Origin of the sequence: Anabaena sp. FACHB-83 (assembly GCF_014697485.1) — a bacterium.
In the GTDB taxonomy this organism is placed as follows: Bacteria; Cyanobacteriota; Cyanobacteriia; order Cyanobacteriales; family Nostocaceae; genus Nostoc_B.
The window spans coordinates 82,820-105,328 of sequence record NZ_JACJRY010000018.1 but is presented as its reverse complement, the minus strand read 5'-3'; the positions used below and the strand labels follow the sequence as shown (position 1 = coordinate 105,328).

At 40.3% G+C, this 22,509-nt stretch carries 13 protein-coding genes; 7 read left to right on the top strand and 6 right to left on the bottom strand.

Annotated features, from left to right (window positions below; genetic code table 11):
- The first annotated feature begins 80 nt into the window (after positions 1-80).
- Positions 81-3,566, top strand: coding sequence for a CHAT domain-containing protein (locus H6G79_RS21025; protein ID WP_242048486.1), 3,486 nt, complete (start codon positions 81-83; stop codon positions 3,564-3,566).
- A gap of 84 nt (positions 3,567-3,650) precedes the next feature.
- Here H6G79_RS21025 and H6G79_RS37405 read toward each other — a convergent pair whose 3' ends face one another.
- From H6G79_RS37405 to H6G79_RS21010, 4 genes are all read right to left on the bottom strand, one after another.
- The gene (locus H6G79_RS37405; RefSeq protein WP_277877297.1) at positions 3,651-3,782 is read right to left on the bottom strand and encodes a hypothetical protein; all 132 of its coding nucleotides are present in this window, start codon (positions 3,780-3,782) and stop codon (positions 3,651-3,653) included.
- Entirely contained in the window at positions 3,783-4,544 is a 762-nt protein-coding gene (locus H6G79_RS21020; protein WP_190593273.1) for a MinD/ParA family protein, read from the bottom strand.
- Between the two features lie 375 nt (positions 4,545-4,919).
- Complete coding sequence (locus tag H6G79_RS21015) at positions 4,920-5,216, bottom strand: ArsR family transcriptional regulator (protein WP_190593274.1); 297 nt, start codon at positions 5,214-5,216, stop codon at positions 4,920-4,922.
- Between the two features lie 5 nt (positions 5,217-5,221).
- Positions 5,222-6,928, bottom strand: a complete 1,707-nt coding sequence (locus tag H6G79_RS21010; RefSeq protein WP_190593275.1) for a CHASE2 domain-containing protein — start codon at positions 6,926-6,928, stop codon at positions 5,222-5,224.
- Between the two features lie 481 nt (positions 6,929-7,409).
- On the opposite strand from H6G79_RS21010, the gene H6G79_RS21005 reads away from it, so the two are divergent.
- The 4 genes from H6G79_RS21005 to H6G79_RS20990 all read left to right on the top strand — a co-directional run bounded on the left by H6G79_RS21005 (position 7,410) and on the right by H6G79_RS20990 (position 12,277).
- Positions 7,410-8,228, top strand: a complete 819-nt coding sequence (locus H6G79_RS21005; RefSeq protein ID WP_190593276.1) for a DUF928 domain-containing protein — start codon at positions 7,410-7,412, stop codon at positions 8,226-8,228.
- A 481-nt stretch (positions 8,229-8,709) separates the two neighbouring features.
- The gene (locus tag H6G79_RS21000) at positions 8,710-9,129 is read left to right on the top strand and encodes an ester cyclase (protein WP_190593277.1); all 420 of its coding nucleotides are present in this window, start codon (positions 8,710-8,712) and stop codon (positions 9,127-9,129) included.
- Positions 9,130-9,466: 337 nt separating this feature from the next.
- Entirely contained in the window at positions 9,467-10,447 is a 981-nt protein-coding gene (locus tag H6G79_RS20995; RefSeq protein ID WP_190593278.1) for an ABC transporter substrate-binding protein, read from the top strand.
- Between the two features lie 9 nt (positions 10,448-10,456).
- Positions 10,457-12,277 (top strand): sensor domain-containing diguanylate cyclase, encoded by a 1,821-nt coding sequence (locus H6G79_RS20990; protein ID WP_190593279.1) that lies wholly within the window; start codon positions 10,457-10,459, stop codon positions 12,275-12,277.
- Here the strand turns inward: H6G79_RS20990 and H6G79_RS20985 are convergent.
- On the bottom strand, positions 12,260-13,612 hold the full coding sequence (locus H6G79_RS20985) for an N-acetylmuramoyl-L-alanine amidase (RefSeq protein ID WP_190593280.1): 1,353 nt from the start codon (positions 13,610-13,612) through the stop codon (positions 12,260-12,262). The two genes, H6G79_RS20990 and H6G79_RS20985, sit on opposite strands and share 18 nt — an antisense overlap.
- 290 nt (positions 13,613-13,902) lie before the next feature.
- Between H6G79_RS20985 and dnaG the strand changes: the two genes are divergently transcribed.
- Positions 13,903-15,900, top strand: coding sequence for a DNA primase (gene dnaG / locus H6G79_RS20980; protein WP_190591312.1), 1,998 nt, complete (start codon positions 13,903-13,905; stop codon positions 15,898-15,900).
- Positions 15,897-16,862: a dienelactone hydrolase gene (locus tag H6G79_RS20975; RefSeq protein WP_190591311.1), complete on the top strand. Its 966-nt coding sequence runs from the start codon at positions 15,897-15,899 to the stop codon at positions 16,860-16,862. The genes dnaG and H6G79_RS20975 overlap by 4 nt, the downstream gene beginning before the upstream one ends.
- Positions 16,863-16,865: 3 nt before the next feature.
- Here H6G79_RS20975 and H6G79_RS20970 read toward each other — a convergent pair whose 3' ends face one another.
- Positions 16,866-22,325, bottom strand: a complete 5,460-nt coding sequence (locus H6G79_RS20970; protein ID WP_190591310.1) for an ATP-binding sensor histidine kinase — start codon at positions 22,323-22,325, stop codon at positions 16,866-16,868.
- Positions 22,326-22,509 lie beyond the last annotated feature (184 nt).

Sequence of the window (22,509 nt, the reverse complement as noted above, 5' to 3'; positions counted from 1 at the left end):
TAATCTTGTATAATTTAAATCATAAAACTAGAAACTTACATCGAGTTATTACTCAAAATAAATATGCTATCAGTTTTTTTTTGAAAAGTAGATTTAATAAAAATACAATCAAATTTTCAAGATTTTTTCAACAACATCAGCCTGCTTTTCAACTAGCTTTAGATAAAGCCACAATACTAACCGTTACTAGCATCATTTTAGGATTATATCTAACACCTAAAACAGTCTTAGCTCAAAACATCATCCCCGCCAACGACGGCACAGGTACAACAGTTGACCCGCAAGGCGACAAAATCAATATTAGTGGTGGTAGCCTCAGTAGCGACAAAGCCAACCTCTTTCATAGCTTCAGCAAATTTGGACTCGATGCCAACCAAACAGCCAACTTTTTATCCCAACCATCCATCCAAAACATTTTAGGCAGAGTCACAGGTGGAGACGCATCCATCATTAACGGCGTAATTCGCGTCAGTGGTGGCAATTCCAACTTATATTTAATCAACCCCGCAGGTATTATCTTTGGACAAAATGCCAGTTTAAATGTACCAGCCTCCTTTACAGCCACTACAGCCACTCGTCTCGGTTTTGGGAATAATAACTGGTTAAATGCTGTTGGCACAAATAACTACAGTCAACTTATTGGTACACCCAATAGTTTTGCCTTTGATAGTAGTGTTGCTAGTGCAATTTTCAACCAAGCTAATTTAGCTGTGCCAAATGGTAATAATTTAAGTTTATTTGGTGGCACAGTGGTAAGTACAGGCAGTTTATCAGCCCCTGGGGGTAACGTCACAATTGCGGCTGTACCAGGAAGTAGTTTACTCAAAGTCAGTTTGGCGGGAAATCCGTTGAGTTTGGAAATTCAACCACTAAATTCTACTAATAATAATTTGCCATCGAATGATTTAGCGGCGTTATTAACTGGTGGTAGTGGTGGCAATGCCACTAATTTAGTTGTAGATAATGGTGAAGTAAAGTTAACTGGTTCTGGTTTGACTGTGAGCAATGGTGATGTTGTTGTAACTCAAAATATTATCACTGCTGATAGATTTACTGGTTTAGCAGGCGCAGTTAATATAACAGCAGAAGGTAATATTACAACTAATAATATTGATGCTTCAGCTTTCAGCCGTTTTGAAAATGCTACAGCAGGCGCAGTTAATTTAACAGCAGGCGGTAATATTACAACTAATAATATTGATACTTCCGCAGCTTTAATTTTGGGGACTGCTAATGCAGGTGCAGTGAATTTAATTGCTGGTGGTAACATTACTGTAGGCAGCATCAATACAAGTGCGATGAGTATTGATGTTGAGCAAATTGAGTTTATCAATGCAAATCTTCCACAAGCTGGTATTGTCTTGCCTGATACACCCCCCTTTGCTCAAGGTGGTAATGTTAATCTTTTAGCCAATGGCACTGTCAGGGTAGTAGGAGAAATTCTTGATAATGATCAGCCTACCGGGAATTCGATTTTGACTAGTGCATTTACTCAACCGGGTTCTGTCACGATTCAACATAACGGCGGCGTAAATAATGTGCCATTTGTGGTAGGTAATGCTAACTTGAATGGCACCAAAGCAGCTATTAATGTCAGTCAACTTAGTTTTTTTAATCAAACTTCAACTGTTGCAAACATCATCATAGATAGCAACGATTCCCAAATTACGCCGACATCACCAATTAACACTTTTCCTGTACTGCCACTAGGCGGAATGGCAGAAGGTACACCTGATTTAATTTCTATTATTTCTGTTAATACTCCACCGACTTTAACAGGTAATTATAATTTACCAGATACTCGCCAAAATCGTCCTGTTACATTTACCCTTGGTTCATTAAATATTAATCCTAATGATGTTAATAATGATGTCAGCAAAATAATTGTAGATAAGATATTATCTGGTTTTTTAAACTTGCAGGATGGAACACCCGTTACACCAGAAACTATTTTAAATCCCAATACAGTTTTAGTTTATACACCACAAAGGGGTTCTGTTGGTCGAGTACAAGCTTTTACAATTAAAGCAAGTGATGGTGTTTCTGAATCTGCACCACAATCAATCAATGTTAATATCACGCGACAACCAATAATTATCCCTCCGCCTATTACTGAGCCTCCTGTAACAGATAATCCCTCGCCTAACCCTAGAACAAATAATCCTCCTCCTGTAGATACGGATAATTCTTTTAATCCCGAAACAAATAATCCGCTAAATATAGACCTAACTAATGTAGTTGATTCGGAGACAGAAGAAAAGAAAACGGCTAGTATTCCAATTTTAGAAAAAGATCAGTCTTTGCTAAATGTAGATGTAGATAAAGAGATATCTAAAATTGATGCTAGATTTACTAACCAGTTTGCCCAATATTTAGGTACAGGTACACCACCAATTAAAGGTATTAAAGAAGCTAGTGAAAGTTTAGTCAATATTGAAAATGCTACAGGTGTAAAACCTGCATTGATTTACATTTCGTTTGTGCCGAAAACACTCAAGCGGAGTGTTTTACCAGAACAAAAACTCACGCCTCAAGCCGATGATATTTTAGAGTTAGTTGTAGTGACGAGTAAAGGTGAGCCGATTCGGAAAGTAATTGATGTGACGCGATCGCAAGTTTTAGCTGTAAGTAAACAGTTTACCAACAATATTACCCAACCAAGTTTGTCAAACAACTATCTTACTCCAGCACAACGACTATATAACTGGCTCATTACACCCCTAACACCTACCCTACAAGCACGGCAAATTAATAATTTAGTGTTTATTGTGGATGCAGGCTTGCGAACTATGCCCATAGCGGCACTTTATGATGGTCAACAGTATCTTATAGAAAACTATAGTGTTGGCTTAATGCCAAGTTTGAGCCTGACAGATACCACATACGTTGATATTAAAACAGCCGAAGTTTTAGGGATGGGTGCATCTCAGTTTATGAATCAAGACCCATTACCATCTGTACCTTCAGAGTTAACTACTATCACGCAAAAACTGTGGCCTGGTAAAGCCTTTTTAAACGAAGCTTTCACCTTAACAAATCTGAAAACTCAACGACAGCAAAAAGCCTTTGGAATTGTTCACCTAGCAACTCACGGCGAATTTAATTCCGGTGCGCCGAGTAACTCTTATATTCAATTGTGGGATACCCAATTAAAAATGGATCAGATTCGCCAACTGGGTTGGAATAACCCACCAGTAGAATTGGTGGTGTTGAGTGCTTGTCGTACAGCCTTGGGTAATGAAGATGCAGAATTAGGTTTTGCTGGCTTTGCGGTGCAAGCTGGTACAAAGTCGGCGTTGGCGAGTTTATGGTATGTTTCCGATGAAGGAACACTGGGATTAATGACCCAATTTTATGAGAAGTTGAAACAAGCGCCTATCAAAGCCGAAGCCCTGCGAAGAGCGCAAGTTGCTATGCTGAAAGGGCAAGTGCGAATAGAAATGGGTAGGTTGCGGACTGCGCGGGGTGATGTTCCTTTACCACCAGTTTTACTAGAATTGGGTGATAAAAAGTTGACGCATCCCTATTTTTGGGCGGCTTTTACAATGATTGGAAATCCTTGGTAATGATATGGGGAGTGGGGAGTAGGGAGTAGGGAGTGGGGAGTGGGGAGTGTGGGGAGAGAGGGGGGAAAGATTTCTTCACTATCCTCACACACTTGTCACACCTCCCACACCTTTCACACCTTTCACACCTCCCACACCTCCCACACCTTTCACACTTCCCACACCTTTCACACTTCCCACACTTCCCACCCCTCCCACACTTCCCACCCATTCCATTTATTGCATAATCATCCGTGCGACTTTATCCATAACTTGACTCAAGGGATGTTCTGGATGACGTAAGCAAAATAAATCGCTACTGGCTAGTTGAATTAATTCTTCCGCTAGGGGTAAAATTCCGGCTACCGGTGCATTGTAAATTTTTTCAACTTGTTGTTTGAGGGCATCAAAATCTAAAGCTGGAAGTGCTTTATTAATTAATAACAACATATTTGGTACTTCCAGTTTGCGGGCTACTTCTACGGTGACGGCTGTACCTTGAAAATCTTGGCGATCAGGACGCAAAATTAAAACTAAAATATCAGAAATCGCAATTGAAAGTAAGGTTTCTTCGTTGAGTCCTGGGTGAGTATCAATGAAGAGGAAATCTAGTTGTAACGCAGTTAGTAATTTTTGAAAGCCTTCGTTAAGTAAATTAAAATCAAATCCTTCCCGTAAAACTTTGGTAATATCTCTGGCTTTAATACTAGAAGGAATAAGATAAATTCGTCCTTTTTTGTTGGCTGTTTGCCCTAAAATTGAGCTAACATCGTATGCCGCTTCTTCAATATTACAGCGTCCCCAAAGATAATCATTCAAGGCATATTTCATTTTCTGTTCATCAAAACCAAACAAAACATGAATCCCTGGCGATTGAATATCTGTATCAACAATGCCAACCCGATAACCATAACGTGCAACAATTCCGGCTAGGTTAGCGGTAGAGTTTGATTTACCTGTACCGCCGCGAAAGGAATGGATAGATACAATTTTTGACATGATGAAATTGATTTTTGTAGGCGAACCACAGAGACAGCAGAGTAATATATAGCAGTCCTAGTTGATATGTGAATAACAGAGACAAGGGAGACAAGGAGGACAAGGTAGACAAGGGAGAGAAATATTTTTGAAGAAGAAAAAATTCAGAAGTCAGAATCAATTAGTACGTAGTGGAATATCTAGACTAAAATAGTGCATTAGATTGGAAAAATTAACCGCAGATGTAGACGTGCAAGCGGCTTGCCGCAGTCTACGCGGATGAAATCAATTTTTTAATGCAACATTTTAGTCTGGTCACGTTACTACACTTACTCCTGGATTCTATGTTGAGAAATCATTTAGGATGGCTATAGTTGTCAGAATTTTTACATAGATTTAGAGTTTATCCCAAATATTTTGACTGAGTTTACTTTTCTTTTTTTCACCAAAGTAGGGTTGATAGTAGATTAATCCACTATCATCTATTTCTTGAATAAATCTTTGGGTAACTAAAGTTTTTAGTTGCTGTTGTGCCAATTCTTCTGTAGTTTCCAAATGGCTTACTACTTCTGCTAAAGTAACTTTTTGCTGGCGAGTTATCCAATTTATTAGTTGTCGTTGTTCGTCTGGTAAATCGAGGATATCTAATTGACTATTTTGGGGAGATGATTGGTTAGGTTCTGGGTAATTCATGATGATTATTTGTTTTCTTTCAATTTTTTACTACGACGTTGTAAATCTGCTAGATATTCTAGTTCGTCTGGTTCTTCAATTGTGGTTGGTGTGGTGGTGATTTCTAAGTTATTGCTTGGATTTTGAGGGAGTAAGGTTTCTTGGGAATTAATTTGGTTGCGTCTGTCGCGGACTTGCTGGAGATAATCTATTTCTGTAGGTGCAGAATTAGTAGGTTGAGAAATGATTGTGTCTGGTAACAGATGATTAGTATCTATGTTATTTACAACAGGTGAGATTGTAGGTTGTAAGTCTTCGGAATTATCTCGCCCCCGCAAATCTTTAGCTTTTTGTTGTAGTTCTAAAAAGTAGTCACTTTCGGTAATTGCTGCTACTTCTTGATTTTTTTTGTCTTGGTCAATGTCAATATTAATTTTGAGAAAGCCTTTGACTGTTTTCACAATTGTGGCGGCATATCTGTCTATTAAAACCACAGCAACAGCACTGCCTAACAAACCTAAAACTGGTGGTACTAAAGGTATCCAACCAGCTTGGAGAAAGATGATATAAGTACTACCTAATAATATAGCGATCGCTACACCACCACCCAATATCAACAGCCAAGGTTTGCGAATTTGCCAAGCTAAAAATCCCCCAACTAATGACCAAGCAAAGATCCACAACCCTTCTTGCCATTCATTCCAATACCAAAATAAAGGTCGTTTATCTAAAACTGCACTTAATATTTGACTAGCATTTTGGGCGTGGACTACTACCCCTGGCATTTTTTGGCTATCGGCTGCACCCGCGCTATAAGGTGTGTAAAAGGTATCTTTGACAATTTGGGCAGTATAGCCAATCATCACAATTTTGTCTTTAATTAAGGCTGGGTCAACTTTATCTGCTAAAACATCAGTAAGGGAAACTTGCTTGACGGCGTTTTTGGCAGAACGATATTTTAGTAGTATTTGGTAATCTGATGTATCAATGTTGTGATAGCCGCCAGCTTTTGGTGTTAGGCGTTTGAGAACGGTAGAATTAAACTGTAATTCACCAGATTTGGTTTGTTGTGGTTCAATTCCCTGGGCGGTGAGGTAACGCACCACCATTTGAAAACTCAGCGATGGTAGTTGATTTTCAGGATCATCGATATTGCAGATATGTTCGCTGGGTTTGGGCAGTTTGGAAGCTTTAGGAACGGAAATCATCATCCCTTGGCGGACTGTACCACCAGCATCTACAGGGAAGTCCGCCACCCCGACTCTATCTTCAGGAATCCCAGGTGCGGCGGCGATACCGGGAGAATCAGCTTTACTCAGAACGCAAACAGCCGCTATATTATCGTTTTCTGCTAAGATTTGCATTAAATCTGCCCGACCTGCGGCTGCACCTTGTTTCACATCCCGCAAAATATCTATGCCAATGACGCGCGGTTCATGTTCTGCGAGTTTCGTTAATAACTGCGCCATTGTGCCGTCTTCAATGGGATATTCTTTGCGGGTTTGAATATCGTTATCATCCACACCCACGATTAAAAAGCGATTGTCTATTCCTTCATCGGGACGCGATCGCATTAACCAATCAAATGCAGCTAACTCCATCCCCTGCAAACTTCCCAATTCTCGCAATCCCAAAATTAATCCCGCGATCGCTACACTGGTGAGAACAACTGTTCCGCCAATGGTGACTACTGTTTGACGGAAATTACGCTGTTGGGAATTTTGACCGACCATTGGCCTTACCTCTTTCTGGATTAGCTAAAGTGTAAATGTTAAAAAATAGCTCGTTTCCCCAAGAAATTTCGATGTAATAATTGTTTGCTGTAATTAATATTTTGCGAATATGCGTCCAAATTACCTGTTTTGCTTCACTCTGTCATTAGCTATTTAATATTTCTCAATGAAATTGGTTTGAAAAAACAATAGATGTAGCCACCCTGATTTCTCGAATCCAGGACTTACGCAAAAGTAGGAAAAAACGAACCGCAAAGGACGCAAAGGACACAAAGTTATAAGAGTTTTAGAGAGTTATTGCATAAGTCATAAAATAATTGGGCTATCTGTTGAGTTTAAGAATAATTGAGAAATGCTATAGTGTTTTCACTGAGGCTATTTTAAGCCAAAATTAACTAAATTTAAGCAGAAAAGATTCACAAACTGAAACTTTAAATATTCGTAAATAGTCATTCATAAAAACATACATATTGTAAAAAATATGCTCAACAAAAACTTACTATTAATTACATTAGGCTTAACTCTCATTCCCGATTTGCTGCTGGGGACAATCCCCACAATTGCCGCACCTACCAATAGCATTGCTCAATTCGGTGTTCCGCGTTCCACACCCAGATTATTTCCGCGTCGCCGTTCTCTATTAAGATTTAAAGTGCCAGGAATCCGGGGTTCGCGCAATTTAGAAGCAGGTGCAGCCAGAGGAAAATGCAGCCCGCAAGATATTAGTGGAGTTTTACCACCCAAACCGCCCAAAAGTGCCGCTAATCAAATTCCCGTAGAATTAACAGTGAGCGATCGCCCGACGTTTTTTGTCAATGTACCCCAAACCTCTGCACAGCAAGCAGGATTTTTACTCCGGGATGAAACTGGAGAAGAATTACTTGACAAAACTCTGCCAATTACAACCAGCAGGGGAATTATGAGCTACACCTTACCATCTGATTTTGCAGGGTTAGAAATCGGGAAGAAATATCGATGGCGCTTGTCTTTACTGTGTGATGCTACCAACGGCGATCGCAGTGGCGATCCAACCGCTAGTGGCTGGATTGAACGCATCGAAGTACCCCCAACTGTAGCAAGTAAATTACAAACAGCAACACCTAAACAACGTGTCATCATCTATGCAGAAAATGGTTTTTGGCATGATACCCTAAAAACCTTGGCTGATTTACGTGCTGCCCGTCCCAATGATTTAACTTTAGTTCGAGATTGGGATGATATTTTGCGATCGGTCGGGTTAGAAGCGATTTCCCAACAGCCGTTAATTCCCCTCCACCCCACAACAGCAGCTAATAAATAAACCCTACTTTCGGTATGGGGTTCTCTCCTCCTCACAGGTGTAGTAGTCTGCCAAGGAAACTTTGCGTTGTGGTCAGCAGAGGAGCAGAGGGGCAGAGGGGCAGGGGGGAAAGACTTACTGCAAGTTTCTCCCCTGCTCCCCTGCTCCCTTGCTCCCTTGCTTACCTCCACGTAGCAATTTTGGGTTGGTACACTAGTAGGTTTTTAACAGAGTGATGAGTAGCAACTCTAAAAATCACGATTTAATCAGAGTTTCATCCCTCTCACACCCTGGTTACTGAGCTTGGCCGAAGGGCGCAGCCGTTCGCGGAGCGTCTCGCAGAGAAGTACACCCCTACACCCTAAATCAATGTTTTTGGGTCAGAACGTAAAAATTCTACCCCTGTCAGGTTCTCTCCTCCGCCCATATCCTTTGTTTTCTTTCTTGACGATGGTTAAATATCAAGGTATTTAAATGCTTAATATCCTGTCACTATCTAACCATGTCTACCGCACAAAACAAGGCCATCGCCCTGGAATTTTACCAAGCCTTTGACAATGGCAGTGTTGAACAAGCCAAAAAAATTATCGCCGCAAATTTCATCGCCCATACAACAGGCACATCGGAACCTCTCGATTTAAATGGTTTTATCGAGTATGGGTTGATGATGCGGAATGCTTTTCCTGATGGGAAGCATACATTTGCAGATGTGATTGTGGAGAATGATAAAGTCGTTACCCGTGGGACATTTAGCGGTACTCATACAGGAGAATTACTGGGTTTTCCGCCCACAGGTCAGCCAGTGAAATTTGCCGTGATGCACATAGACCAGATTGTTGACGGCAAAGTGCTAGAACATTGGGGACAGGCAGATATTATGGCTTTGATGCAACAACTGGGTATTCTTCCCCCATTCATGTAATCGGTAGGTTGCTATATGAAAATCACAGTTAGGACTTACGCATCAAAATGAAAAATCAAGGGTGTAGGGGTTCAGGGGTATAGGAGTGTACTTATTCAAAATCCTTACACCCCAAACCCTTTCACCCGAATTTCTCACGTATAGGTAGCGGGTGTGGAGAGAGAGGGGAGTGTGGGGGGAAAGATTTTTTCACCATCCTCCCACACTCCCCACACCCCTGGATTTCTCTCTTGTGAGAAATCCAGGTTTCACCCTTACACCCAATCTTCACAGATAATCTTTGTGCGTCAGTCCTGACTAGTAATAGCGATGATTTCTGGACGCAGTTCCAAATTTGATGTTTAAACTACTAAGACACGTAAGTCTTTTTCTGATTACAGCTTGTTTGCTGTTGGCTTGTCATAGTTCAGCGCCAACAAAATTGCAACGTCCGCCTTTGAAAGTGCAATTTGGCTCGTTTGTCGGGGAGTATCCTGGAATAATTGCTCAAGAAAAGGGATTTTTTCAAGCCCAAGGGGTAGATGTAGAACTAATTTATAAAAGATATGCAAAATTAGAACAAGCAAATTTCAGTGCTGGTAAATATGATGGAATTTCATTATCATTAGGAAGTTTCATGATTTTGAGTGCCACAAATCCTGATATTCAAGGAGTGATTGTGATCGATGAATCAACAGGTGCAGATGTGGTAGTTGCCAAATCACAAATTAAAACCATTGCTGATTTGAAAGGGAAAAAGTTAGGGGCAAATCTCGGCGGTTTTAGTGAAGTGTTTGTGACGGAAATGTTAAAAAGTGCCAACTTAACTAGCGATGATATCAGCTTCGTACAATCAGAAGCTTTAGATATTCCTCAACGTCTGAAAAATAATGTGATTCAAGCCGGACATACTTGGCAACCTCATCTGACAGAAGCTGTGAAATTAGGGGGACATATTTTATTTACTAGTAAAGAAACCCCTGGCTTGATTTTAGATATGATTATCTTTCGTAAAGATATCATCCGCGATCGCCCTGAAGATATTCGTGGATTTGTGCGGGCTTGGCTGCAAGCCTCAAGCTATTGGAAAGACCATCTTCAGGAAGGAAACACCATCATCAGCAAGGCTTTAAATATTCCCATTCATACCCTGTCTCTAGAGGGCATCAAACTCACTAATTTAGCCGATAATCGCCAATTTTTTCAATCTAGTAACCCTCATTCTATCTACAAAACTGCCAAGATATATGCAGACTTTTTCATTCGTGCTGGAAATGTCACCCGCCTTCCAGAGTTAAAAGGTTTGTTCAATTCTACCTTTGTGAACCCTCCCTCATAATTTAAAGCTATGCAGCGAACATTTTTGGGCGGTATTCGGAGTAAGTTAATTGCTTCATTTCTAATTGTAGCTTTAATTCCCTTGCTGTTACTGTCTTGTATTAACAAACAAACCACAGAAACAGCACTGACTGAAAATGCAAAACAGGCTTTATCTGCGGCGGCTAAGGAAACAGCAAATAGAATCGATGCTTTTATTGATGCTAATTTGAATGCGGTGCGGGTAGAGGCAATTTTACCAGGGTTGTCACGTTACCTGAGCTTAACTCCAAAACAACGAAATAATAGCCAGGAAATGCAATTGGCGACAGAAACTTTAAGTCGCCTCAGTCGCAAAGATATGCTGAATATTCTCTCGTATTCTTTGCTGGATTTAAACGGGAAAAATGTTTTAGATACCCACACATCGAATATTGGTAAAGATGAATCAGCCGCAGATTATTTTCAACAACCATTGCATACTGGCTTATCTTTTGTTTCTAGCATGAAGCGATCGCCACAAATTCCTGACCTTGTTACCCTGGTTTTTAGTAGTCCAGTCCGCAATGCCAAGGGTAAAATATTGGGGGTATTGCGGGTTGCTTACAATGCAACTGTGGTACAGCAGTTAGTCACCAGAGAAACTGAACGGGCTGGGGCTAAAGCCTTTGCGATTTTGTTAGATGAAAATCATATTTATTTAGCACATAGTACAGCACCAGAACTACTATTTAAATCAATTGTACCTCTGCCTTTGGAAGTAGTAACACAACTCCAAAAAAAAAGTCTGTTGCCTAATGCTCCTGTGGAACAATTAGCAACTAATGAATGGCAACTCAAGCAAGCATTAGATAATCAACAATCATATTTAATTACATCTTTATCAACAACAGCCAATCAGGTAAATTTGATTGCGATCGCTCATTTAAAATATGAACCTTGGTCGGTATTATTTATTCGCCCCCTAGCAATTGCCCTAGCACCTGTAGACAAGCAAATTACTGATGCTATGTTGCTGTTTGCTTTGATTGCTTCAGTAGTAACAATCATTGCTATTGTGATTAGTCAACTGCTCACAAAGCCAATCATTTATCTTACCAAAATTGTTGCTCAGTTTACCGCAGGTAACTTAGATATCCGCGCCAAAATTAACTCTCAAGATGAAATCGGTCAATTGGCGACATCTTTTAATAATATGGCACTTCAGTTACAAACATCTTTGACAACTTTAGAACAACGAGTCCAAGAAAGAACAGCCGAGTTAGTCATTGCGAAAGAAAAAGCGGAAGATGCAAATCAGAAATTAGAAAAACTGATTAATCTTGATGGTTTGACTCAAGTAGCTAACCGACGCTGTTTAAATATACAACTACAAGCAGAATGTCACCGCCTCGCACGCGAACAACAACCTCTTGCACTAATTTTATTTGATGTTGATCAATTCAAACTTTATAACGATTGTTATGGTCATCTTGCAGGTGATAATTGTCTAATCAAAGTAGCACAAACAGTTCAACATATTCTTTATCGTCCTGCTGATCTTGTGGCGCGTTACGGTGGAGAAGAATTTTTAGTATTACTACCTAATACTAATTTAGTAGGAGCGATAACTGTAGCGCAAAGAATTCAGGAAGCAATTCATGAACTGGCGATTCCTCATGAGAAATCTAGTGTCAAGAATATCATCACTGTGAGTTTGGGTATTACTTCTGTTATTCCCACGTTAGACTTCAAGCCAGATACATTCATCGCCTTGGCTGATCTAGCACTGTACAATGCCAAAAAACAGGGACGCGATCGCTATTGTAGCGCCGAGGTAGGAGATAGTTCACAATTACATGAATCCGGCTGACTCGTATAATCTCTGCACCATTGCCGTAATTTTAGCCCCATAATCTAAATCTGCTGACCAACGACCAGAAAGTTGACTAACTAAAGGTGCAATTCCTCTGGTGACAAAGCGAAATCTAGGGTCAACCACTTCATTTACTAACGGTTCTAAACTGGCGTAAGCTTTTAAATGTTGAATATGCGCCCTAACTCCAATTCTGGCACTATCAAACGCCGCCGCATCAGAACCACCGCCAATACTCCCCAGTCCAGCAAAGTTGTTTTGTTCTGGTCGAATATCACCACCAAAGCGTAAAAAACCAGTTTCAACACACATTTGGCAAAAGGCGATATCGTAATTTACCCCTTCAATTGAGGCTTCTTCTCGATAGAGTTTGGGAATATCAGGAAACTTGGCTAAAGCATTTTCATTATTATTTCGCAGAAAGAGTTGTAGCTGCACTTCGGAAGTATTACCACGGGAGATAATTTGATCCATCTGACCTTTGCAGATCACTAAAATCGAACGCAGGTTAACAGTGCGGGTTGTACTGTCCCAGTTGACAGAAATATTAAAATCCCGCAGTTCCACAGCTTTGACATAGACAACTCGGCGATAGGTAATTCGGTTGACATTGGCGGCTGTTGTTAAGTCAATTCGCAAGCGGTCTACTAAATCAATGGGAATATAAGCATTACCATTCACTAATATTCCTTGTTCTGAATAACTCTGCCCATTGATGTTGATATTAATCGATGGATAAGTTTGTTCGGTGGGAGTTCCGGGTGTAGGGTCAACAACACGACTCCAAGAAGCCAAACCATCAGCAATACCCAAAGCAAAATCACGGCGACGGTTTTGCAGCAAGGCGCGGTCATCAGGGCTACTGAGAAATCCCACCTGCATTAATAATGAAGGCAGTGTTGTTTGACGACAAAAGGCTAAACGTCCCAAACCACTATCGCTATCTGGTTTCACTCCCCGATTCGGTAATTGGGGAACACGGCGTAACAAACCCACTAACAGCAGTTCACCATTACTTTTACGCTCATTATTACTGGCAATATAAAATACACTAGCCCCACGCACCGTTGGGCTACTGGCGGAATCAGCATGAATTTCCAGGGCGACATCTCCCCGACGACCACGAGAATTAATCCAAGTGATGGTGTCGGCGGCGCTTAAATCATCAGGAACAGCCAAAACTTCAAATGTCCGCGCCCGTAGTTCTGTAACAATTAAATCCCGCAGCAGAATCATTTCTCTGGCTTCTGTAGTTCCCCCAGCAATTGAACCTGGATCGATTCCTCCTGCTTCTTTGCCTCCGTGCGCCGCCGAAATAAAAATACGCCCCATCTTCAGTATTTCCTCTTAAAAAGTTAAGCGTAAGCAATTCTATAGCGGTTCTCGGTTGGATGAGGTACATTTCAACCCCACCCCCAACCCCTCCCCGCTTGCGGGGAGGGGAGCGTTTGCGTCAGCAAATGCGGGGTGGGGTTCCAACTGTATTACAAGCAAGTAAGAACTGCTATATACATAATTCTTCGTCTAGCAACAAGAATATAATAGCTATCAGAAGTATTTTGTCATTAGTCATTTGTCCTTTGTCCTTGGCAATGACCAATGACCAATAACCAAGGACTAATATGTACATTCCCCGCTTGCACCCAGACACAATTGAGGAAATTAAACAACGTGCTGATATTGTGGATGTGGTATCAGAACACGTAGTTTTACGCAAGCGTGGTAAAGATTTTATCGGTTTGTGTCCCTTCCATAGCGAGAAGAGTCCTAGCTTTACAGTCAGTCAAACTAAGCAAATGTATTATTGCTTTGGCTGCAATGCTGGGGGAAATGCAATTAAGTTTTTGATGGATTTGGGTAAGCAGTCGTTTACGGAAGTGGTGCTGGATTTGGCGCGGCGCTATCAAGTAAATGTCCAAACTCTAGAACCTGAACAAAGACAAGAATTACAGCGTCAATTATCGTTGCGCGAACAGTTATATGAAGTTCTCGCAGCCACAGCCAATTTTTATCAACACGCCCTGCGTCAAACCCAGGCGCAAAAGGCTTTACAGTATTTACTGGAGAACCGCAAATTAAAGGAAGCAACTATTCAGCAGTTTGGTTTGGGTTACGCCCCTGCTGGTTGGGAAACGCTGTATAGATATTTGGTGGAAAATAAACATTATCCTGTGCAGTTGGTAGAAAAGGCAGGATTGATTAAGCCGCGCAAAGAAGGGGGCGGTTATTATGATGTGTTCCGCGATCGCTTGATGATTCCCATCCGCGATATTCAAGGGCGGGTGATTGCGTTTGGCGGACGCACATTGACGGATGAACAGCCCAAATATCTCAATTCCCCAGAAACCGAACTATTTAATAAAGGTAAAACTTTATTCGCCATAGATTTAGCCAAAACCGGAATTGCTCAAGTTGACCAAGCTGTGGTAGTAGAAGGGTATTTTGATGCGATCGCCCTTCATGCGGCGGGGATTAACAATGCTGTGGCTTCTTTGGGTACAGCCTTGAGTTTAGAACAAGTCCGGTTAATGTTACGTTACACCGACTCGAAACAGTTAGTTCTCAACTTTGATGCTGATAAAGCCGGGACTAACGCCGCAGAAAGAGCGATCGGCGAAATTGCAGATTTAGCCTACAAAGGTGAAGTCCAACTCAAAATTCTCAATATTCCCGATGGTAAAGATGCTGATGAATATTTGCATACTCATACCACAGAAGATTATCAAAGCTTGTTGCAAAATGCGCCACTGTGGTTAGATTGGCAAATTCAACAAATTACCAAAGACCGCGATTTAAAACAAGCTACCGATTTTCAACAAGTAACTCAGCAAATAGTCAAATTACTCAAAAATATCGCTAACACCGATACTCGCAACTATTATGTTTCGCACTGTGCGGAAATTCTCAGCTTGGGTGATACGAGATTAATCCCCTTACGGGTGGAAAATTTGCTGACTCAAATCGCCCCGAATGTAATTAAATTTTCTCAGCCGACAACTACAAAAAGAGAATCGAGTAGCAATAAAAAAGCACCAGTTCCACAAACAGATAAAAGTCTTTTAGAACGAGCCGAAGCTTTATTATTACAAATTTATTTGCACTGTCCCGAACAACGACAAGTAATTATTAACGAACTGGAAGAACGAAATCTAGATTTTAGTTTGTCTCATCATCGGTTTTTGTGGGGACAAATTTTAGAATTAGAGGAATCTAATACTCAGCACTCACACTTCGACTCCGCTCAGTATGCAGCACCCAGCACTCACACTTCGACTGCGCTCAGTGTCCAGCACTCAAAAGAGGATTTAATCTCCAGCTTGCAAGATAGATATTTAGAATTAGGTGAAGAAATCGAATTAATCTCACATTTATTTCATTTAAATGAAAAGAGTAAAAAAGAGCTACTCCGCACCCCGCAAGTTGTCCAAGCTGCAACTGCTGGGATGGAAAGAGTATTGCGAGAAAAACGTTATCGTCACTTTTTAGAATTATGGCAACAAACCGATCCAGACGCAGAGCCGGAAAAATGCCGAGCTTATTATGAGGCATTTTATAACGAAAAAATCAAACTGCAAGAACTTGATCGCCAGCGTCAATTTTCCATTACTGATTTGTTATGAAAGTTCGAGCCTTTTTCCAAGCTGCGACAGTTGAAAATATTTCGCCACCATATAATAGTATTCACCTCAAGGTTTTCTACCCAGAACCAGAACAAAATTTAAGTCTTGTTCCGGCTGAAACTCAAGCATCTAAGTTTCCAGTCGTGATTTTGTTCAACGGAATTAACTGTGGCCCGGAAATGTATCAATGGTTGGCGGTGAAATTAGCCGAGTTTGGGCTGGTAGTTGTGACATTTTCCTGGATTGCGGAAAATATACCTGGGTTTGTGGCGATGACTCCCGGCGTTGATTTGAGTATGCTGGCTCCCGATAATTATGGTCAAGGGGCGACAGCTTCAGCTTTACCCACATTGCTGAAAACCTTGGAACGGTTGCAAGTGGAAGGGATTTTGGCTGGCTTGCTTGATTTAGACAAAATCATTTTGGGTGGACATTCTGCTGGTGGTAGAGTTGCAATTGAAAGTGCAGATCCGGGATTTTGCTCACAGGTAGTAGCCGCCTTTGGTTATGGCGTACATACAGCAGCAACTGTACAACTAGGGTATAAAGCCGGGACAATCTTATCCTTACCAGACTCCTTACCGTTACTCTTGATTGGCGGAACTTGCGATGGCGTGATTGCGAACAGTAGCAATAACTATGGCGTAACTTGGGAACAACCAACAACTCCTATAATCAGGACTTTCCAAGAAGCGATCGCAGGTGGTAGAAATGATAGTTATTTACTGATCCTCGAAGGCGCAAACCATTTTTCTGTTACCCATCCTTTGGATACCACTATTAGTAGACAATTTCCTGACTTTCCCGCGACACAACAAGAAGCAGAACTCCGAGATTTAATCGCCCAAATTATTCGTTTATTTATTGATGCTCACGTTCGTTACCAAACAACCGCGCTAGAAGCTCTTAATCAAATGTTAGTTGCTCAAAATACGTTAATTGCATCATTTAATCGCAAGTAAATTTTAAGATTTAGGTGTAACAGAAGCAATAGGCAGAATAATTTCAAATTCTGTTTCTGCATTTGGCTGCGATCGCACGCTCAAATTACCGCCATGTTGTTGAATAATTGAATAGCTAACAAATAAACCCAACCCTGTACCACGCCCGAAGGGTTTTGTGGTAAAAAATGGTTCAAAAATGCGGTTTTGGATATGTACAGGAATTGTACTATCTGTATTGGCGATCGCAATGCGTAAGTGGTCATTATCTATCACTTCAGTGCGAATACGAATTTCTGGGTATTCACTGCATTGGCGATTATCTCGAATGGCATCAATGGCATTATTAATAATATTTAAGAAAACTTGATTTAAGTGGCTAGGATAGCAATTTACCAGAGGTAGTTTGCCATATTCTTTCACTATCTGCACTTCTGGTTGAATTGCTGAACCTTGCAAGCGGTGTTGCAAAATGAGCAAAGTACTTTCAATCCCACTATGCAAATCTACTGCTTTAATTCCGGATTCATCCAAGCGCGAGAAGTTGCGTAAACTCAAAACAATCTGGCTGATGCGATTACTTCCTGTCTCCATTGATTCCAGAATTTTATTCACATCATCAAAGATAAAATCGATATCAATTTCTTGGCTTTTCTTTTTAATAGCTTGGCTGGGCTGGGGATATTCTTGCTGATAAAGTGTTAACAAACTAATCATATCTTGAATATAACCTTTGGTATAAGTTATATTGCCTTGGATAAAACTCACTGGATTATTAATTTCATGGGCAATTCCAGCAACTAACTGCCCCAGAGATGACATTTTTTCTGTATGAATTAATTGGGCTTGGGTTTGTTGTAATTGTTTAATAGTTTGTTCTAAATCTTGGGCTTTTTGGTTGAGAGCCTGGGTTTTTTGTTCTACTTCTGCTTCTAAAGTGTAAGAATAATTTTCGACTTGTTGGTATAAGCGAGCATTTTCTAAAGAAATAGCAGCTTGAATACACAGAAAGTTGAGAACTAAGATGCGATCGCTCGTAAATACTCCACTGGCAGAATTATTTTTTAAATACAAAATCCCAATTAAATTTCCTTGATTGAGAATTGGCAAGCACAATAAACTTTTTGGTTGACGTTGCCATAAATATTCATCAATTACAGGTAAATCAGTTTTAAGTTCATCAACTACCACCACTTTTTGACTGTTTTTGACATACTGAATCAACTTCACAGGTAAATTAGGATTACCTTCCAGGGGTTGACAACAAAGTTCGGTGTTATTGGGTGTGCTGATTGCTCTCAATAACCATTCTCCTTGATTATTCGGCAAAATCAACGCACAGCGATCGCCGCCAGAATTTTGGAGAATCATCTGCGTTAGTTGGTGTAGCAGTTCATCCAGTTGAATTTTGCCAGAGATGGCTTGAGAAGCTTTGAGAATAGTGACAAAATCCAGAGTTGTATTAATACTTGTACTAGAAGAATGAGAGGTTGTATTTTTGGTATTAATCACACCATTCACAGTTGCAATACTCGCCAGTGTTTCCAATGGGTTCCAGTTCTGTGTGGTTTTGTGGAGAATTAGACGCAATAAATGAGGATAGCGTTGTTCTAAATCATCGATTTTGGCTTTCGCACCCCAATGAGCATAGCAATAGTAGGCTTCTTGCATATAACCTGCGGCGATTTTTTCTTTGTGGCGTTCAAGGTAGAATTTGGCTGCGAGTTCGTTGGCTAATGCTTCTTCTTGGATGTAATGATTTTCTTTGGCTGTGGCGATCGCGCGATCATATAATTCCATTGCATCATAAGGTTTGCCCAAAACACGGCACAGTTCAGCTTCTACTAAGTGATACTTGTGTAAATGATTACTGGGGACTAAATCTGCCCATTGTTTGAGTTTTGCTTGATGAAGTTGCACACGCTCTAAAATAGCCGATGCTTCCGGTTCTGCAACTTGGTTAAAGATGGCTAACTGTGCTAAAGCATCGTAGAAAGGTAGCAAAACGCTGACAAATAAACCCGGAACCCCATCTAAATATTGTGCAGCAATCTCAGCCTCTGCGATCGCTTGCTGATATTCGCCAAACAAGTAGCAGAGAATAATTTTGTTAATCTTGGCATGATAAACAGCCGGACGATCATTAACTGCTTGATGTTGGGGTAACATCTCATCTTCGTTGTACACATCCCCCACTAACAAAAAAGGCGTTTCACTATAGCCGAGTAAGTTTAAAGTCGCTTGGTGATAGGTTTTTTGATAATTCAGGGCTGTGGTTTGCTTGAGTTGGGCGATCGCTTTACTATATATAGCTAACTCTTGTTCTAATTTTGTTAGTTCTTTACCAGTGCAATAAGAATGGAAGCTATAACCAAATATGCACCATACAGCCCATTCTAAATCCCCAGTTTCTAATCCACTTTGGTAGCCTTGCAATGAAGATGTCAGCGTCACTTTCAGAGGCTCTTGCCAATGTCTAATAAAATTATTAAAGACGGCTGCTATCCTCGCACGCAGGTGTTGAGCAGAAAACTTCTCCATTAAGTTTAAAGCCAGTTGCCCAAATTTGTAGCTGGTTTCGACCGCACCAGTAAAAGCACAAAGAATTAACCCATAACTTGTATATGCAAAAGCTGATAAAGCTGTATTACCGTATTGAATTGATAAGTTAACTTGTTCACAAATTGTTAAAGGTAACATTTCTGGACAGCCATTATATGCAGCCCCAAACATACTTGCTAAAATTCGCATCGCAGCTTGGGCGCGAATATCTGTCATCACAGGCAAATCAAGTATTTCTGTGGTATTTTTTTCACCCAAGATTAAACTTGTTTTTTCTAGTGCTTGATTAACATCTTGGTATGTAGGCTGATTTGGTAAATCTATCCCCAACTGATGCAGAATTGCCAAGGCTGTATCTAAGCCTAAGCGCAGTTGATTTTGAGCAATACAAGCTTGTATTTTAATTTCATAGATAGGTATACTATCCCAAATATTCTGCACCTGATTTAATACTATTGCAGATAGTTCCTCCATCTGCTCAAAATCTGTATTCAAATAAGCCGCTTCTGTTGCTTCTGTATAGATTGTCAGCATTAAATCATAAGATATTTGCCAATGATGATTTGCTAATAATTTTCTGGCAACTCCATAATATTCAACGGCGGCGGCGTAAGCTGTAGAAATTTTCGCTCTCCGTCCGGCGATTAAATTCAATTCAGCTAAATCTTGCTGTTCTTGGGGATGGATAACTAAATCAATACCTAGTTTAAATTGATTGACTAAATCAAAAATTTTGTCTTCTCGTTCTGCTAGGGAAGTATGCTGGAGGAGTAGTTTCCCAATTTGATAGTGAGTTGCTGTTGTTTGCGCTTGGGGAATTAAACAGTAAGCAGCTTGTTGAATGCGATCGTGTAAAAATCGATAAGCAACATTTTGCATCTGCCCCTGATTAACATTAGTTTCTGTCTGGTACAAATAAAATTTATAGATTTCATTTTGGGGTAAAATCAAGCCCTCTTGTAATGCTTGCCATAATGCTGTTGCTGTATCATTTGGTGACTGCTCAGAAACAATTGCTAAAGTAGTTAAATCAAAGGAATTACCAATACAAGCAGCCAACTTCAAAACATTTTGTGTCGCTTCGGGTAACTTTTGCAATTGACTAGCCATAAACTCCACCACATCAGCAGTTATAGCTAGTGTATTTACTGCTGTTAAATCACATTCCCAATTACCTTGCAGGTAATTAAAGTTAATTATTCCATCTTCATATAATGCTTTGAGAAATTGCGTAATAAAAAAAGGATTGCCTCTAGTTTTACGCTCAATTAATGCAGTGAGGGGCTGTGTTTGCTCAGTACTACAATGCAATGTATCCGCCACTAACTGATTCATATCCACCCAAGCCAGGGAAGTTAAAGTGATGGTGTTCACTGTTTTCCCAGCCTGCTTTATCTCCTCTACTGTCAATCTTAATGGATGTGCGGATGATACTTCGTTATCTCGATAAGCCCCCAACAACAATAGAAAACTTTGGTTTTCCATTAATAATTTAATTAACTGCAAAGAAGCTAAATCTGCCCACTGTAAATCATCCAAAAATATCACCAACGGATGCTCTGATTTGGTGAAGACAGCAATAAACTTCTGAAACAATAAATTAAACCGATTTTGGGCGGCAGTTCCTGATAATTCTGGCGCAGGCAATTGTTTCCCAATTACACGCTCTAATTCGGGAATTACCTCGATTAAAACTTGCCCATTTTCCCCCACAACTTCTAAAATCCGACTCCGCCACTGTGCCAATTTTGTATCTGATTCTGATAATAATTGCCCCATCAAATCACGCAAAGCTTGGACAAAGGTAGAGAAGGGAATATTTCGATTGAATTGGTCAAACTTACCTTTGATAAAATAACCATACTGACGGGTAATTGGTTTGTGAACTTCGTTAATTACAGCCGTTTTCCCAATCCCAGAAAATCCCGCCACCAACATCATTTCTGATGTGCCACTAGCTACACGTTCAAAGGCTTCTAATAAGCAATTAACTTCCGCTTCTCTACCATATAATTTTTCTGGGATGAGGAAGCGATCGCACACATCCCGCTTACCAATTTTAAACTCTCTAATTTCGCCTGTCTCTTGGAGTTGGGTTAAACAAAGTTCTAAATCATGCTTTAATCCTAAAGCACTTTGATATCTATCCTCGGCATTTTTCGCCAGCAGTTTCATCACAATCTCTGCCAGTACTTGCGGAATTTCCTCCCTGTTCCCTACTACCGTTGGCATTTTTACCAAATGACAATGCAGCAACTCCATCGGATCATCGCTATTAAATGGCAATTCTCCGGTTAATAATTCATAAAATGTCACCCCCAGCGAATAAAAATCACTACGGTAGTCTATACCTCGATTCATTCTTCCGGTTTGTTCAGGCGAAATATAAGCCAAAGTTCCTTCTAAAATATTAGGATTTTTGATTTCTTGAGTTTCTTTGGGGAGTAATGAAGCAATGCTAAAATCTATTAATTGGACTTGTTTTGTTTGGGGATGAATTAAAATATTTGCTGGTTTAATATCTTTATGAATCACGCGATTTTGATGTAATTCATCAAGACTAATACTTAATTGCAGAGCAATATGCAAAAATTCTCTTAGGGATAAATTATTGTTTTTAATATAGTCTCGTAATGAGATTTTCCCGCTATCCTCCATTACGAGAATATAACCATTGTTATATGTTTCTAAAGATAACGGCTGAATAATCCCAGCAATGTTGAGATTTTTGCTAATGGTATATTGATTGCGGAGTTGCAGTAGTTCACTAAAACTCGGATATTGTGAGGTTAGCAATTTGATGACAACTGGGAGTTGATCTGATTTGCGGATAGCTCGATATACAAGCGTTCTGGAGCCAGCATACAGTTGTGAGCTAAGTTCATATCCGGGAATGATGGGGTTAGCATTGACTGTCATCATCTATACATACCTCACAGAACAAGTTAGTTTCTGTTGTTGCTCAACAAGCTGTGCAGACAAACTCTGCACTCCGCTAGTATTCCCATCAACTACATATTCACTAACATTTATGTATAGATATAAACAAAAAAACCAACAATGTTAAGAACCATTAATTAGACAATCATCTCAATTTAGGACTTAC

Excerpts from the sequence above, each read along its gene's own strand:
- H6G79_RS37405 (WP_277877297.1), bottom strand. The coding sequence starts at position 3,782 with ATGGAATGGGTGGGAAGTGTGGGAGGGGTGGGAAGTGTGGGAAGTGTG.
- H6G79_RS20990 (WP_190593279.1), top strand. The coding sequence starts at position 10,457 with ATGCAGCGAACATTTTTGGGCGGTATTCGGAGTAAGTTAATTGCTTCA.
- dnaG (WP_190591312.1), top strand. The coding sequence starts at position 13,903 with ATGTACATTCCCCGCTTGCACCCAGACACAATTGAGGAAATTAAACAA.
- H6G79_RS20985 (WP_190593280.1), bottom strand. The coding sequence starts at position 13,612 with ATGGGGCGTATTTTTATTTCGGCGGCGCACGGAGGCAAAGAAGCAGGA.
- H6G79_RS20995 (WP_190593278.1), top strand. The coding sequence starts at position 9,467 with ATGTTTAAACTACTAAGACACGTAAGTCTTTTTCTGATTACAGCTTGT.
- H6G79_RS21010 (WP_190593275.1), bottom strand. The coding sequence starts at position 6,928 with ATGGTCGGTCAAAATTCCCAACAGCGTAATTTCCGTCAAACAGTAGTC.
- H6G79_RS21020 (WP_190593273.1), bottom strand. The coding sequence starts at position 4,544 with ATGTCAAAAATTGTATCTATCCATTCCTTTCGCGGCGGTACAGGTAAA.
- H6G79_RS21000 (WP_190593277.1), top strand. The coding sequence starts at position 8,710 with ATGTCTACCGCACAAAACAAGGCCATCGCCCTGGAATTTTACCAAGCC.
- H6G79_RS21005 (WP_190593276.1), top strand. The coding sequence starts at position 7,410 with ATGCTCAACAAAAACTTACTATTAATTACATTAGGCTTAACTCTCATT.
- H6G79_RS21015 (WP_190593274.1), bottom strand. The coding sequence starts at position 5,216 with ATGAATTACCCAGAACCTAACCAATCATCTCCCCAAAATAGTCAATTA.
- H6G79_RS20970 (WP_190591310.1), bottom strand. The coding sequence starts at position 22,325 with ATGATGACAGTCAATGCTAACCCCATCATTCCCGGATATGAACTTAGC.
- H6G79_RS20975 (WP_190591311.1), top strand. The coding sequence starts at position 15,897 with ATGAAAGTTCGAGCCTTTTTCCAAGCTGCGACAGTTGAAAATATTTCG.